Origin of the sequence: Nostoc sp. DedQUE08 (assembly GCF_034530895.1) — a bacterium.
GTDB lineage: Bacteria > Cyanobacteriota > Cyanobacteriia > Cyanobacteriales > Nostocaceae > Nostoc.
This window is the reverse complement of the sequence record NZ_JAVRCD010000033.1, coordinates 55,902-72,432: the sequence shown is the minus strand read 5'-3', so window position 1 is coordinate 72,432 and position 16,531 is coordinate 55,902. Positions and strand designations below refer to the sequence as shown.

The following is a 16,531-nucleotide window of genomic DNA, read 5'->3' as shown; positions in this document are numbered from 1 at the left end:
GAGCCATTCTAAAATTATTTATGTTGAACCCACCTCACCCATTCACTATTAACTCACAGCATTTATACTTGGAAATTACTCAATTTCCAGAAGTGCAAGAACAACCATACTCAACAGCTGGTGCTTGTCAACGTGGGTGGATAAATCAAAAATGCTTGCAAGCATTTTTGCCTTGGTTCCAGGAGGAAATTGCTCCCACCGCCAGGGTTTATCCTAACAGTGCGGCATTGCCGAGTTTTTGGGAAATAGTCAATGGCACAGCTATTACTTTCGATCGCGATCGCCTTGTCTTAATTCCCACCCTGGCGATCGATGATGATGAGTTACGCGTACCGCAAGAATGGGTAGATATACCAGAGTGGGTTGCTGACTATTACGTAGCAGTACAAGTCAATCCCGATGATGGCTGGATGAAGATTTTTGGCTACACAACCCATCAAATTCTGAAAACAAAAGGAGTTTATGATGCTGGCGATCGCACTTACAGCTTGGAAAGTGAAGATTTAATTCCAGATATTAATGTGCTGTGGGTTACACGCCAACTCGCTCGCTCAGAAGCCTTACGTGCTGAGATTGCACCAATAGATCCTATTGGCAAAACCCAGGCAGAAAACCTTTTAGAAAGGTTGGGCGATCGCGATGTAAAATTCCCGCGTTTGGCAGTTCCATTTTCACTCTGGGGTGCGCTCTTGGCACATAGCGGTTGGCGAAAAAAGTTGTATGAACTGCGTCAGGGTTTACTCATACAGCGATCGATTCCGCAATGGTTGCAGACAGGAGTAGCCAATTTAGCTCAACAGTGGGGATGGGAAAAAAGAGAATTCGTTGTAGTACCTGCCGGAATGCGGAGTGCAGAACCAGTTCTCGGTTTGTCTCGGCAAATAAAAGTTGCAGAGCAAACATACGAGTTACGCATTTTCCCAAAAAGCACTTCTGAGGATTATGTTTGGCGTTTTGAATTGCGAAGTACAACTGTTGATGGTCAAATTCCGGCTGGGTTTAAGCTCCGACTACTAACGGAAGATTTACAAACTTTTGAAAATAATCAAGATACAGCAACAACTCCTGTAGATATGTTGTATTTGGAAGTAATTTTGGAACTAGGAGAAGGATTGGTTTGGGAAATAGAACCCACACCTGAAGACTATGACCGAGAGATTTTGCGGTTTTAAGTTTTACCTTCAAAAATCTTCACGGTTAGCTTCTATTATTTACTCTTAAACTGAATTTTACTACACACAACAACCTAGTTAGCAACCAAGATATATATAGCAGGGTGTAAGGGCACGGCAGTGCCCATAGGTGTCAATTTAACGTGAAACCTTGTCAAGACGTGATATTGAGTTCATTCACTTATGGTTACTCACAGCGTCACCTCACCTCGGTTTTGTCTAAACCCAAAACCGTCCCTCCTCTTACCACGGCTACGGTGTACACACAAGTCAAATTACCCCCCTCAATCCCCCCTTGTAAAGGGGGGAAGCCGGAAATCGAATTCCCTCTTAAAGGGGCTGGAGAATTGTCGCCCACTAACTAACCTTGCAAAGAAGAGAAGCCGGAAATCCAGTTCCCTCCCCTTTACAAGGGGAGGGTTAGGGTGGGGTAAAACATATGTGCAACAAGCGTTTAAGCTGAAGTTGACACCAATGGTCAGTGCCCTGCCCCTACGGGTGTACTCAACATCTAGGGAGAACTAGCTGTGGACAAGTTAATCATCTTAAAGTTAGGGGAGGGAAACTTTGAACAAGGGTTTACCGTGACTCTACAGATTGGCGATGAAAATGTCCGCCCGACTGTGGAAATCACAGGTGAGCTTCCCCCCAACCCAGAGATTCTCCGCGATTATCATCGTTGGCAATCTATTTATCGTAATTTAAGGCTGCCATCTCGTCCGATTGGTTTAGCTAAAGAACTTACCCAAGCCCCTAGCCTCGAATACTGCCAGCAGGTGAGTGAGGAATTTAAAGTAAGTTTTAACGCTTGGCTTGCTTCCGATTCCTTTCGTTCCATCCGCGAGAAATTGTTAGAAAAACTCATGCTTGCGGATAATATTCGGATGCTTTTACAAACCAAAGACCTGCGATTACAGAAATTCCCCTGGCATCTTTGGGATTTGCTAGAACGCTATCCCCAAGCGGAAATCGCCTTGAGCGCTCCCGCCTACGAACAAGTCAACCTTAACCGCATAGCAACTACATCCGACAAAGTAAAAATCTTAGCGATTTTGGGTAACAGTCAAGGTATTGATACCAAAGCAGACCAAGCGCTACTTAATTTGTTACCCAATACAGATATCACTTTTTTAGTTGAACCACAATGCCTTGACCTTACCGATCAGTTATGGGAGCAGAATTGGCAGATTCTATTTTTCGCCGGACATAGTTCCACTCAGGAAACGAATCAAACCGGAAAAATCTATATCAATCAAACTGAAAGTCTCACAATTAGCCAGTTAAAGTATGCCTTGAAAAAGGCAGTAGAACGAGGTCTAAAACTAGCGATTTTCAATTCTTGTGATGGCTTGGGATTGGCCTGGGAGTTTGCAGATTTACATATTCCCCAAATTATCGTGATGCGAGAGCCTGTACCCGATCGCGTCGCGCAACAGTTTTTAAAGTATTTTTTAGAAGCCTTTGCGCGGGGAGGCTCGTTGTATTTAGCCGTCAGGGAAGCACGAGAAAGGTTACAGGGACTAGAAAACCAATTTCCCTGTGCTACATGGTTGCCTGTCATCTTTCAAAATCCGGCTGAGATGCCGTTGAATTGGCGGGAATTGTTTAGAAATCCACCCAATCTTCCTGCATCTTTGTCTCAAACCACGCCTGTTAGAAGAACCACAAATCGGCTTGGCTTCTCATTAATCTTACTGACGAGCATGGTAGTAACCGTAATATTAATTGGGATAAGGTTTTTGGGCGTGCTGCAAACATTAGAGTTAAGTGCATTTGACCAACTGGTACGCTTGCGCCCTCCTGAAAAACCAGACTCACGCCTACTGATTGTCACTGTAACTGAAGAAGATGTCCAGGCGCAAAAACCGGAAAAACCTCAAGGTTCGTTGTCAGACAAATCACTTGCCAAACTGTTAGAAAAATTAGAGGCATATCAACCACAAGTTATTGGTTTGGATATATACCGAGATTATCCAGTGGATAAAGATTATCCAGCATTGGCAGCAAGGATGCGAAAAAGCGATCGCTTTGTCGGGGTGTGTCAACTCAGCGATTCTCAAGCCAGAAAACCAGGTGTAAAACCACCCCCAGAAGTTTATTCACATAATCTCGGTTTTAGCGATATCGCCATCGATTCAGATAATGTTGTGCGTCGCCATCTGTTAGCGTTAACTCCTGCGCCCTCATCTCCTTGTACTGCGCCCTATGCCTTGAACGTTCAACTGGCGCTGCGTTACCTGTATACGAAAGGAATTCGGTTGCAATTTACCCCTGATGGCGCATGGCAATTAGGGAAGGTGACATTTAAACCAATAGAAGCTCATACCGGAGGTTATCAAGGAGTTGATGCTTTTGGACACCAAATTTTATTAAATTATCGTTCTTCTCCTTCACCAGAAGCGATTGCACCAAGTATGACCTTACAACAAGTGTTAAGAGGTAAGCTAAATGCCAATGCAGTCAAAGGCAAAATAGTAATTATTGGCACAACAGCAGAAACTTTTGGTGATTACTGGTTAACTCCCTACATCACTCCTCAAGGAAAATTACAGGCAATACCAGGAGTATTTTTACAAGCCCAGATGGTCAGTCAACTGCTCAGTGCTGCTTTGGACGGAAAACCTCTGTTGTGGACTTGGCCGCTTTGGGGTGAGGTAATTTGGGTTTGGGGTTGGTCTTTTTTAGGCGGTTTATTTACTGCTTATCTGCACCGATTCATTTACTTAAGTTTGGCAGGAGGAATAGCCATTATTAGTTTATACGTTAGCTGTTTTATATTTTTAATTGTATATAGTTGTTGGGTTCCGCTAATTCCTGCTATGTTGGCTTTAGTAGTTAATAGTTTAATAGCTACAACTTACTTAAACATGAAATTTAAAAATTAATAATAATGCCAATTTGAAGCATGAAAATCGCCGTTCAGCAAGCAAGTGTTAGGAGGTTTTATGAAAAGCTATTGGCAAAAAATGCAATTAATCGCGGCAGTGGGAATGACTTTGTGGGGAATTATCGGCTATTCTCCAATGATTTGGATGACACCAGTTGCGGCGGCGGCTACTCCTAAGAAATTTTCGCCTCCTCCGCCTCCTCCAGACAGGGGTGCAGCAGGCGATCGCGGAGGGGCTGCCAGTCGCGGTTGTGGCGTTGGGAATCAGTCTGTAGTTGGACTTATACCTATATATAAAGAGACAGTCAATCAAGGAAAAACAGAAGCTGTTTCTGTTACTAAAGTTTGGGGCTTGACGAATGAGGAATATCCAACTTTTTGGTTTTTTGTCCCCTATCAAAAGTCTCTAATTGATTCCATTGAATTTGTTGTCAAAGATGAGTCAGGTAAATCAAGTCAAACTCTTTACCGAACAATAGTAACAATACCAGAAACACCAGGAATTGTTAGCATTCGCTTAAACGCAAATGCTTCTCCATTGCAAGTAGACAAGATGTATCACTGGTTTTTTAAGATAAAAGTCATTTGCAATCCACAACAACCTCCAGAACGAGAGTATGTGGAAGGATGGGTGCAACGAGTCAATCCAAATCCTCAATTAGTAGATAGCTTGAAGCAAGCAACTCCTCAGCAACGGGTAAACCTTTATGCCGAGAATGGTATTTGGTTCGATGCCTTAACTACTTTAGCTGAATTACGTCTTAGCAAACCTGAAGATCCAACTCTAGCGGTGGAGTGGATGAATTTGCTTCAATCCGTAGATTTAGAGAATTTAGCTAAACAACCTTTGATAAAATGTTGCCAAGCTAATGCAAAGTAGCACAGCAGAGCAATAGACCTTTTGCAAAAGTCGTCAGGCAAATTCGGTTTGAGCGATCGCTCATGAACAGCTTTTGTCACACTCCAAAAGGGCAACCTCTAGAAACTTCAATAAATGAGTAGAATTTGTCAAAGCCAGTTACCAACTAAAACATAAGGTGCCCAGTAGCCAGGACGACTGTAATTGGGATAATCTTTTAACAACTTTATTTGGGCACGACGCAAGGCTTCAGCCTTTGTCACCTCATTTTTAACTAACTCACGATAAAATTCCCCAATTAAGATAGCAGTAGATTTATCGCTGATATGCCATAGTGAAGCCAAGGTACTACGGGCGCCAGCTTTCACGGATGCTCCTGCTAGCCCTAGCGTGGCGCGATTGTCACCAGTAGCAGTTTGGCAAGCACTTAACACCAGCAATTCCAAGGCTTCTGAGCGAGTTCGATCTCGACGGCGCAACAAGCTATCAAATTGCGTAACGTTAATCGGCCCATCGTTTGCAAGTATAAAAGTATTCTCAACATTGGAGCTAAATTGACCGTGGGTTGCCAGATGTAACACATTAAATGGTACGGTATTTACCTTACTCTCTAGGTTTTTGCTGTTGAAGTCTCGATCTAGTAACTGGGTGGTAGAGGCGATCGCTTGGGAAATAGAGTCGAATTCTGATTTAATTTCTGGTAGCGGTGGAAATTGCTGTTGAAAGCCTTGTGGTGGTTGCATTAACCCGGCAGCTAGTACATTGAGTTTTGTTTGTGTCAAGGGTTTGAGTGCGAGTAACTGGAGTCCTAAGCTGAGTGCTACAGCGTATTTTTCTACCAAATATTGCTGACCGTCATACAATATAGCCATTGGCACATTTCGCAATATGCCATCCAGTACAAATACAAGGGTTTTGACGCCACTATCTTTTAAATCTGACTCAATTTCTTTGATTAACCACGCATAGACTTCCTGTGATAGCGCCTGCACTTCTTCATTGCGATCAGGTTCTAATAAATACTCTCTGAGTTGTTTTATAGTACCTTCTACCTCATTCTGGGGCTTATTTACTGTATAATTACGCAGTGGTTGTTTAGGAATTTTGACAATCACTTGGAGTCGATCGGGCAAAATAATTGGATAAACGATCGCGGCTGTAGGATTATCTTTATCTACCACTGTGTCAAGCAAAACAGTTTTGGCATTAATGCAAGCTTCCCGAAAAAAGTCGTCTAATTCGGCTAGTTGCAGTGCTTCAATCCTCTGTCTGGCTTTGTCTAGGATTGGTTCGCTCGGATGAGTTTGCTGAAACTGCAACAATAATTCTACGGACTCTCGATATACAGGTTCTACACTTTCTTTAAAGGAAAACTGGACATCTCGATTCACAACTACTAAGTCACTACGGAGAGTCTGCAACTCACCGATCGCAGTATCATAGCTGGCAATAGCGCCCTCAATTTCTCCCTGCTGTTTTAACAAGCGTCCTAACTGCCAATGCCAACGATAAGCGATATCTGGGGCATTAATTGTTTGGGCGATGTTCAGTGCTTGTTGGGTGAGGTTCTGGGCAATTGACCATTGCTTAGTTTGTTCGTATACACTACCTAGAGTCCCAAGGGCAAAGCTCTCGGCTCGTTTATCTGCTAAATTTTCAGCTTGTTGCAAGGCTCTGGCGCAGATTTGAGCGATCGCTTCGGGTGTAGTTCCGAATTTCATCAAGCTTTGAGCTAGATTAATCTGCGCATAAATAGTTGTCACAGAAGCAGGTAGTTGTGCCAGCTGAGTTTGGATTTGCGGCAATAATGTCTGCACGGCGGCTGTTTGTCCCGCGTTCACTAGTAAATTCAACTGATTAACTTGAGCCTGAACTTTGCTAATCGGGTGAGGAGCGATCGCAGCAGCTTGCTGATAAAACTGTATTGCACCCTTAAAATCTTGCTGTACTTGTGCCGTGTTGCCTAAACTAAATAAAGCCGCGCTGACATCCTGGGGAGAATCCAATTTTTGGGCAATTGACAAACTTTGCTGTAATATCTGACGAGATTGATTCAAATCTCCTGCTAATTGCAGAGCATTCCCAAAAGACCGTAATTCTACTGCTTTACTAACTGAATTAGGTTTTGATTGTAACTCCTGCTGCAATTGAGTCAAGATCGTCAAAGCCCGACGGTAAAATCCCAAAACTTGCCATGCTTGTGCTTGATTGATGCGATCGCGGATAATGCCATTGCGATCGCCTAATTGCTTATAGCTAACTTCCGCACGTTGCCAGGTGTTGAGTGCCTGTTCAGCTTGTCCTAAGTCTAGTTGAATACTACCTTGAATATCTAGAATTGGAGCCAAAACCTGAAGATTTTGGGAATTAGAGGATTTTTCGAGCAACTTCAAGCTATCTGTAATTGCCTGTTGCGCTGGTGGTAAATTACCCAGTTTTTGATATGCCAACGCCAAATTACTTAATGCTACAGCTTGTTGCAATTCATTGCCTTGGCTGCCAAAACTTTTAACTGCTTGTTGCAAAACTTTAACCGCTTCTGCAAATTGTCCTGCCTCATACAGCACTTTACCCTGTTGCAGCAAGTCTTGTGTTTGTGCAGTCGGATTTTGGATTGAGACTCCAAGAGGTGCGATATTTTGTGTTTCTATAGTTGCAGCAACGGGAAAAGCAGTAACGCACAAAAAAGCTGTCACCACAACCAAGAGGATGAAAACAGGCAAGTTATAGTTTTTAAAGAAACGAATGAACCATCTGTTGCATCCGTTATATATCTGTTGCCACTGATTATTTTTATAACTCTTGAGTTTCATCGTAATTCCTCTCCCGATTCTTGGAGTAACGAATTATTGACTACAGGACATGGCAGAAGGAATAGAAGAACTTTGCCCAGACTGAGCCACAAGCATAATATCACCGTTACCATCAACAATCCATCCTTGAGCCTCCACAATTGGGTTGCTAGATTTGGTGATAGTTGCAGTAGATAAATTATCCGCGATCGCTGTTGCTTGTGGTGGCATATCTACCCAACCAGTAATCACTGCTCGTCCCTGCAACGGTTCGTTAGGACTTTGAGGTAATCCACCGCGTCCTGTAGCGATAAAACGACTAGCGTTTTGTCCTCTTCTGGGAGTGCAACCTTGGGCAATTTGTTGAGATGCATCCACGAGGTTAGAGGGTAGTTGAATTAAGCCGCGACTGGGGTCAGTATCTGGACTGTTGATAGTTACTTCCCCACTCACTCCCAATTCTGAACTTGCTGTAATGTCGCTATTTTCGGTTGGGCTTTTTTGCGAGAGAATACCGAAAATACCGTTAGTTGTAATGTCAACTCTACCACCAATTCCTGTAAAGGCGTTAGCGCTGATATCGCTATTTTCGTTGGGAACTGCAACGATAAATCTTGAATTGATTTTGATGTTACCGCCATTGCCACCTAATTTTTCTGTTCCTGCGTTGGTGGAGATTTGACTATTGCGGCGGAGTAAGAGTAAGTCGCTGTTGACGTTGATGTTACCACCGTTACCGGATGCAGATTCGGCGTTGAGTTTACCTTGGTTATCTAAGGTAATTTTGGGTGAGTTAATTTCGATGTCGCCTGTGATTCCTGAACTAGTAGAACTTACAAATAAGCCACTGTTATCGCCGATATGACTAGTTCCAGAAACAGTTACCGCATCTTTTGCATTGATGCGAATATTCCCTGCATTCCCCACTCCTGAAGTTGAGGCAGAAAGTTTAGCACCATCTCGTAACCAAAAGTCACGAGAATCGATAGTAATGTTACCCCCATTGCCAACTGTTCCCGTTTCCACACTGCTGAAAATTGCACTAACCAAACCATTTTTCTCTCCAGCAATATCAACAGCGCCAGTAACATTCACATTGACATTCCCCGCATTCCCCTGTCCTGCTGGCTGGGTATCAAATGCACTACGAGTAAAGGTTAGCAGTTGAGCACCATCAGTGAGTGACAGGGTTGCTGCATTGATGTTGATATTGCCACTCTTACCCACACCTCCGGCTTCCACCGTACTGAGAATGCCAGCATTAACTAGGGAAACAGCATTTTTTGCAATTACCATCACATTCCCTGCATTCCCCTGTCCAAGAGTTGAGGCAGAAAGTTGAGCGCCATCTCGTAGTGAGAAGTCACCAGAATCGATGGTAATGTTACCCCCATTGCCAACTGTTCCCGTGGACACTATACTGGCGATCGCACTTTTCAAACCGTTTTTCTCCCCAGCAATATCAACAGCACCTGTTACCAAAATATTGACATTCCCCGCATCCCCTCTTCCTGCTGGTTGGGTATCAGATGCACCACGAGTAATGGTTATCAGTTGAGCGCCATCAGTGAGTGACAAAGTTGTTGCATTGATGTCAATATTGCCACCCTTACCCACACCTCCGGCTTCCACGGTGCTGAAGATGCTAGCATCTGCAAGGAAAACAGCATCTTTTGCAATCACCGTCACATTCCCTGCATTCCCCACTCCAAAAGTTGAGGCATTGAGTCGAGCACCATCTCGTAATGAGAAGTCACCGGAGTCGATGGTAATGTTACCTCCATGGCCAACAGTCCCGGTATCCACTCTGCTGAAAATCGCACTGGGAAAATCGTTTTTCTCTCCAGCAATATCAACGGCGCCAGTGACTTTCACATTGACATTCCCCGCATCCCCTATTCCTGCTGGCTGGGTATCAGATGCTTCACGAGTAATAGTTAGCAGTTGAGCGCTATCAGTGAGTGACAAAGTTGCTGCATTGATGTCGATATTGCCACCCTTACCCACACCTCCGGCTTCTACGGTGCTGAGGATGGCAGCATCTGCAAGGGAAACAGCATCTTTTGCAATTAACGTCACATTCCCTGCATTCCCCTGTCCAAAAGTTGAAGCATTAAGTCGGGCGCTATCTCGTAATAAGAAGTTACCAGAATCGATGGTAATGTTACCCCCATTGCCAACTGTTCCTGTGGCCACACTGCTGACAATCCCACTGAGAAAACCGTTTTTTTCCCCAGCAATATCTACAGCACCTGCTACTTTAACATTGACATTCCCTGCATCCCCAATTCCTGCTGGTTGGGTATCAGATGCTTCACGAGTAATGGTTATCAGTTGAGCGCCATCAGTAAGTGACAGGGTTGCTGCATTAATGTCGATATTGCCACCCTTACCCACACCTCCTGCTGCCACAGCGCTGTAGATGGCAGCAGCATCTGCAAGAGAAACAGCATCTTTTGCAATCACCGTCACATTCCCTGCATTCCCCACTCCAGAAGTTGAGGCATTAATTTCAGCACTATCTCGTAATGAGAAGTCACCAGAATCGATAGTAATGTTACCTCCATTTCCTTGTCCACGAGTTGAGGCATTAATTTCAGCACTATCTCGTAATGAAAAGTCACCAGAATTAATGGTAATGTTACCCCCATTGCCAACTGTCCCCGTTTCCACACTGCTGACAATCCCACTGAGAAAACCGTTTTTCTCCCCAGCAATATCAACATCACCTGTTACCAAAATATTGACATTGCCTGCATCTCCTCTTCCTGCTGGTTGAGTATCAGATGCTTCACGAGTAATGGTTATCAGTTGAGCACCATCAGTGAGTGACAGGGTTGCTGCATTAATGTCGATATTGCCACCCTTACCCACACCTCCGGCTGCCACTGTGGTCAAAATGCCAGTATTACCTGTCAGAGACACACCATCTTTTGCACGCACCGTTACATTCCCCGCATTCCCTTGTCCAAGAATTGAGGCAGAGAGTGTAGCGCCATCAGTGAGTGACAGTGTTGTAGCATTGATGTTGATATTGCCACCTTTACCCACACCTCCGGCTTCCACTCTGCTGAAGATGGCAGCGTTACCTGCAAGGGAAACAGTATTTTTTGCATCCACTGTCACATTCCCCGCATTTCCCACTCCAGAAGTTAAGGCAATAAGTTGAGCGCCATCTTGTAATGAGAAGTCACCAGAATCGATAGTAATGTTGCCTCCTTTGCCTTTTGCTCCTTCTTCTACAAAATTGGCAATCCCGCTACCATAATCAGCAATTTTGATGTCTCCGGTAGCATTTAGCGTGATATCCCCAGCAACAGTCTCAGGTGTACCCAAACCCCCCACAATCCCAGCATAAAGGACACTCCCGCCTAATATCTCCAAATTTCGGGCATTGATAGCAATATTACCGCCACCAGCAGCTTGTACATACACACGCGCCTGATTGGTAAGCGATACCGAAGCACGAGTCGCATTATCAGGAAATTTCAAGCTGAGATTATCTCCATTAAAAAGAAGATTGACATTTCCAGGTGCTGCTAACCCTCCTAACTCAACTCTCCCACCATAAGCATTTAACTGTCCGCCATCCATGCTGACATTACCACCCACTAACAGCAAACTTTTACCATCTCCTACTCGTAAACCAAATGCATTAAAACCAGCAGGAGCTATTCCTGCTGGTGCAATTGACCTGTTTTCAATTCTGCCAGCCTGAAGTTGATTGAATAGCAAAGCGGAAGGATTGACCGTCAGTAGTGCAGGAGAATTTGGATTGTTAACATTGAAAAAACCTTGATTGCCAAATTGAATCGCATTTGCGGTCATTGCAACAAACGACCCGCCAATATTCAATTGGCCATTTTCGCCAAAAATAATCCCATTGGGATTAAGGAGAAACAGGTTTGCTGTACCCGACGCGCGGATTAACCCATCAATGTTAGAAACTGACTTACCCGTTACCCTGCTAATGATATTCTGAATGTCAAGAGCATTATTAAAGAAAGCAGTGCTTGCAGTGGGAACGGAAAACTCCCTAAAGCTGTGGAACAAATTGCCACCCGCTCTGGTTCCTCCTTCAATAATTCTGGTGTTACCTTCTAGTTTGACGGTGGAATTATTAGGTAGAGTGGCATCGGGAGTAATTTGGGCAGAAGCGCAATTTGCCCAAAAAGCTGCGATCGCAATTCCCATCCCCACACAAACAGCAATTGTTGAATCAAGGTTAGTTTGTATAGTAATTGTGGTGGTGGGTCTTTTAGGCTGTGTCATCGCTGTAGCGATTCGCTTTAATGCTTTGGCCTAATTTTATTCTGCTAAGAGTAGTGAAAAGTAATAACTTTTCTGAAGAAATACTTAGATCAATAGAAATTCCTCTGCCGATTAGAGTAACAAATTATTGACTACAGGATATGGCAGAGGGAATAGAAGAACTTTGCCCAGATTGAGCCACAAGCATAATATCACCGTTACCATCAACAATCCATCCTTGAGCCTCCACAATTGGGTTGCTAGATTTGGTGATAGTTGCAGTAGATAAATTATCCGCGATCGCTGTTGCTTGTGGTGGCATATCTACCCAACCAGTAATCACTGCTCGTCCCTGCAACGGTTCGTTAGGACTTTGAGGTAATCCACCGCGTCCTGTAGCGATAAAACGACTAGCGTTTTGTCCTCTTCTGGGAGTGCAACCTTGGGCAATTTGTTGAGATGCATCCACGAGGTTAGAGGGTAGTTGAATTAAGCCGCGACTGGGGTCAGTATCTGGACTGTTGATAATTACTTCCCCACTCACTCCCAATTTTGAACTTGCTGTAATGTCGCTATTTTCGGTTGGGCTTTGTTGCGAGAGAATACCGAAAATACCGTTAGTTGTAATGTCAACTCTACCACCAGTTCCTGTAAAGGCGTTAGCGCTGATATCGCTATTTTCTTTAGGAACGGCGACAATGAAAGGGCTATTAATGGTGATGTTACCGCCATCGCCACCGAATTCGCTACTGCCGGCGGTGGTAGAAATTTGACTATGATTGCGTAGTAATAATAAGTCTTGCAACTTCAGGGTAATATTACCACCATTCCCCGATCTGGTTATGGCGGCGATCGCTCCTTGATTATCCAGGCTCAAAGACCGAGCTTGGATGTCAAGGTTGCCTGCCGTCCCTGCGCCGGTACTACTGACAGTGACTTCACCTCCATCCCGGACACTCATCTGCTCAGTTTCAATCTTTATACTTCCCCCACTACCAGTACCTTCTGGCGTCACCGCAGCGCTGATTTGGCTGTTAAAGTTACCATTTGCTGATTTGCCAACGACTTCTACAGATTTCGACGCCTGAATTCGTAATTTACCTGCATTGCCCACTCCAGCAGTTCCAACCGATACTACTGCACCACCTCTCACACTCAAGCGATCGGTTTCAATTGTTAAATCGCCACCGTTGCCTCTGGGTGGAATCACTGTTTCGTCTGCATCTACTTCAACACCTGCATTGATACCTGTAGCATAGAGGTTATCAATAGGTGTATCAAATACTTCTACCTCAGAAGCCCGAATTGTGAGATTCCCAGCGTCGCCTTGACCAAAAGTAGCGACTTGCACTTTACCTCCATTACTGACACTCAAGCGTTTTGTCTCAATGGTCAAGTTGCCACCGCGACCCTCACCTCTAGGGTTTACCTGAGCAAATAAGCCAGCAGGATTTTCAATATTAGATGTAAATGATTTGATTTTTCCGCTAATTTCCACTGACTCGGCAGCGTGAATAGTCAAATTTCCGGCAAACCCTTTACGATAAACACTGCTTCCCACTTGACTATCAATGATATTCATAGTGACAGTTTCAATGTTTATATTGCCAGCATTCCCTTGTCCAAAAGTACTGGCAGATAGTTGTCCTTGTCGGACAATCAACTGATTGGTATTAATTGCCAAATCTCCTGCTGTTCCTGTACTCGATGTTTGAGTTAACAAACTGCTGGGAAAGGGAAATAAACTATTACTATTAGTAGCAGATCCTATCAGTTTAACTGATTGGGAGGCATTGACTGTCAAGCTTCCTCCAGCCCCACTACTGCTAGTTCGAGCTGAAATTGCTGCTCCATCTTGGATTAATAACTGATTGGTGTTAATCGTAATCTTTCCTGCGGGCCCTATGTCATAGGCGTTAGAACTTATTCTGCTAGGATACCATCTATTAGGAAACTGTGGCAGAATAGCAGTACCGACTAGCTGCACTGATTCGGCATTTACTGTTATACTCCCTCCAACCCCTTTACCTTCGCTATCGGTTATAATTCCGGCTCCATTTTGGATAAGTAACTGTCTAGTGTTAATCGTGATGTCTCCGGCGTCTCCTACTCCATTAGATGCAGCAAACATACCAGTAGAGCCTAAATTGGGATTATCTGGAACACCGATTATTTGCACTGATTCTGAGGCATTCACAATCAAATTTCCTGCCACACCTGCATTTGTTGTACTAGATGAAATCTTTCCTCCTGCTAATATTTGTAACTGTCTGGTGTTAATTGTCAGGTCTCCTGCATCTCCTGTTCCAGAATTTTCAGCAAATAAACCACTGCGAATTCCAGTAGGTGATTCTCCAACGACTTGCACTGATTCGGAAGCATTTACACTCAATCCTTTTCCAGGTAATGCTCCTAAAGTGCTGGCTTCAATCTTGGAACCTCCACTAACTGTAACTCCTTTACCCCACACCTGAATAGCGCCGCCACCTTCGCCACTGGTACTGACCAAGGCTTGATTACTGAGTGAGATATCGGCTTTAGCTAGATTATCAGGAACAATCAAACTTAAATTATTACCATCCACATTCAGTCCGACTGTCCCCTCACCTGCAACTCCTGCCAATTCCACTCGCCCACCCGGAGCATTCAATTGACCTTCGTTGATGGCAATTTCTCCACCGACTAATAGCAAACTTCGAGCATCTGGTACTCGTAGACCAAAGATATTATCTCCTGTTGGTGCAATTGACCTGTTTTCAATTCTGCCAGCCTGAAGTTGATTGAATAGCAAAGCCGAAGGATTAACTGTTAGTAATACAGAAGGAGTCTGAGGATTAGTTGCACTAAATTCCAACCCATTGCCAAACACAAAAGAATTCGCCGTACTCGCCACAAACGAACCCGCCACATCTAGTCGTGCATTGTTCCCAAATAAAATGCCATTGGGATTAATCAAAAACAAATTTGCATTCCCATTCACCCCCAATGTGCCAAGAATATTCGAGATATTACTTCCCGTCACCCTTGTGAGAATATTGGAGATTCCCGTGGGATTGGCAAAATAAACACGCTGCAATTCACTCACATTGAATTCCTGGAAACTATGGAACAGGTTTGTACCGCGAATTGCTCCACCATCAATCCGGTCAGCAGCACTACCTTTGATATTGACATTGCCAGTGATTATTGAAGAGTTATTACCCAATGTTCCATCAGGGGTAATCTGGGCTAAGGCGTGATTTTCACAAGAAAATATGCCATGAGCAAGCACTCCAATAATGCTTATAGCTTCTAATAAATCTGAGTGCCAATTCCTATTTTTACAGGTTGTCATATCAGAACCAGCCTCGCTTGCTCATTTCTTACCTGTGAATATGCAATCAATTTTTTGAGAAATTTATCTATAATTAATTTTATTTCAGCAGATATTTTGACTAGATGAGAGGAAAATATTAAAAAATTAAAATTAATTAATAGACATTTAGTGAAATTAAATATGCGTTATCCAGAACCCTTGTAAGCAGTTTAAAGAAAAAATAGCACTATAGATGAATTGCTTTACCACTAGCAATAACCAGGATTTTAAATCCATTGAGTATCAAAAGAGTCTTGCCCGGCACCATAAATTAAGTCGCCATACTCCTGCCAATGAGTTAATTCCTGCTGCGAAAGTTGGGGTGAGTGCAGCACAGAAAGATTTTCCAGTAATTGCTGCCTATTTTTTGGGGCAGTAAGTGCCAGACGCACTGCCCGATGGCTTAGTGCCATTCGGTAACAGTCTGCTGCTAGTGGTGGTTTTTGTTGCCAGTTGGGATGCCCCTTAAGTAATGACCCCCAACGAGTACAGGTAAAGGCTACTACTGGAATACCTGCCTTTGAAGCGCTGGGAAGAACATCTTCTTCAGCTTTTCGATGTGCCATATTATAACGGAGCATCAGCACATCAATGTGACGTGCTTCAATTAATTGTTTGGCAATAGGTAGGTTGTGAGTTGTGACTCCTACATAACGCACGAGTTTTTGATCTTTCCAAGAATGCAGTTCGTCAAGTACCGCTTGAAGTTGACCTATGTCATCAGCAGGGGAAACATATTCAGCAAAAAATACATCTACTTGCGCGATATTTAAACGATGGCGCACGCAGTCCAAGTAATTGCGTAAAGATTCTATATTCCGATTTTCACTACCTGTTGCTATCAAGGTCTGCTCACGCTTTCCTACCAACAGAGATTTCAAGCCATCCAAGAAGTTTTCCGATTCCAAATTGTAAAAGAAAAAGTAATTGATCCCCGCTTCAAATGCCAATGAAACAGTTGCAGCATCTATCGATTGCCCTGCTAAACCAAGAATGCTTGCTGGCTGTCTGTGTATAGTTACTAACTCCACGTCAACGCTCCAATTCTCACTTTTACTCTATTACACCTTCATGATGTTAGTGAAAACTCAATGAATCTTAATTTTTAATCATCTTCTGCAATGATTGATAAAAATTGGTTAACTTATGAAAAAAGGAAGTCAGGAGTATTGAATTAGAAGCTACAAGTTGGAAACCACGCAATCATGTCACGGG

The 16,531-nt window shown here is 43.7% G+C and carries 7 protein-coding genes; 3 read left to right on the top strand and 4 right to left on the bottom strand.

The annotated features are described in order from the left end of the window. Positions 1-20: 20 nt before the first annotated feature. From RMY64_RS21470 to RMY64_RS21460, 3 genes are all read left to right on the top strand, one after another. Positions 21-1,172, top strand: a complete 1,152-nt coding sequence (locus tag RMY64_RS21470; protein WP_322701047.1) for a DUF1822 family protein — start codon at positions 21-23, stop codon at positions 1,170-1,172. A 527-nt stretch (positions 1,173-1,699) separates the two neighbouring features. After that, positions 1,700-4,057 (top strand): CHASE2 domain-containing protein, encoded by a 2,358-nt coding sequence (locus RMY64_RS21465; RefSeq protein ID WP_322701046.1) that lies wholly within the window; start codon positions 1,700-1,702, stop codon positions 4,055-4,057. A gap of 60 nt (positions 4,058-4,117) precedes the next feature. Further along, positions 4,118-4,939 carry a DUF928 domain-containing protein gene (locus RMY64_RS21460; protein ID WP_322701045.1) on the top strand — a complete coding sequence of 274 codons (822 nt, stop codon included), beginning with the start codon at positions 4,118-4,120 and terminating at the stop codon, positions 4,937-4,939. A gap of 128 nt (positions 4,940-5,067) precedes the next feature. Here RMY64_RS21460 and RMY64_RS21455 read toward each other — a convergent pair whose 3' ends face one another. The 4 genes from RMY64_RS21455 to RMY64_RS21440 form a co-directional block, all read right to left on the bottom strand. Beyond that, on the bottom strand, positions 5,068-7,731 hold the full coding sequence (locus tag RMY64_RS21455; protein WP_322701044.1) for a CHAT domain-containing protein: 2,664 nt from the start codon (positions 7,729-7,731) through the stop codon (positions 5,068-5,070). Between the two features lie 33 nt (positions 7,732-7,764). Further along, positions 7,765-11,982: a filamentous hemagglutinin N-terminal domain-containing protein gene (locus RMY64_RS21450; protein ID WP_322701043.1), complete on the bottom strand. Its 4,218-nt coding sequence runs from the start codon at positions 11,980-11,982 to the stop codon at positions 7,765-7,767. 124 nt (positions 11,983-12,106) lie between these two features. Further along, positions 12,107-15,295, bottom strand: a complete 3,189-nt coding sequence (locus tag RMY64_RS21445) for an S-layer family protein (RefSeq protein ID WP_322701042.1) — start codon at positions 15,293-15,295, stop codon at positions 12,107-12,109. Between the two features lie 248 nt (positions 15,296-15,543). Next, positions 15,544-16,347, bottom strand: a complete 804-nt coding sequence (locus RMY64_RS21440; RefSeq protein WP_322701041.1) for an aldo/keto reductase — start codon at positions 16,345-16,347, stop codon at positions 15,544-15,546. Positions 16,348-16,531 lie beyond the last annotated feature (184 nt).

Excerpts from the sequence above, each read along its gene's own strand:
- RMY64_RS21455 (WP_322701044.1), bottom strand. The coding sequence starts at position 7,731 with ATGAAACTCAAGAGTTATAAAAATAATCAGTGGCAACAGATATATAAC.
- RMY64_RS21460 (WP_322701045.1), top strand. The coding sequence starts at position 4,118 with ATGAAAAGCTATTGGCAAAAAATGCAATTAATCGCGGCAGTGGGAATG.
- RMY64_RS21445 (WP_322701042.1), bottom strand. The coding sequence starts at position 15,295 with ATGACAACCTGTAAAAATAGGAATTGGCACTCAGATTTATTAGAAGCT.
- RMY64_RS21450 (WP_322701043.1), bottom strand. The coding sequence starts at position 11,982 with ATGACACAGCCTAAAAGACCCACCACCACAATTACTATACAAACTAAC.
- RMY64_RS21470 (WP_322701047.1), top strand. The coding sequence starts at position 21 with ATGTTGAACCCACCTCACCCATTCACTATTAACTCACAGCATTTATAC.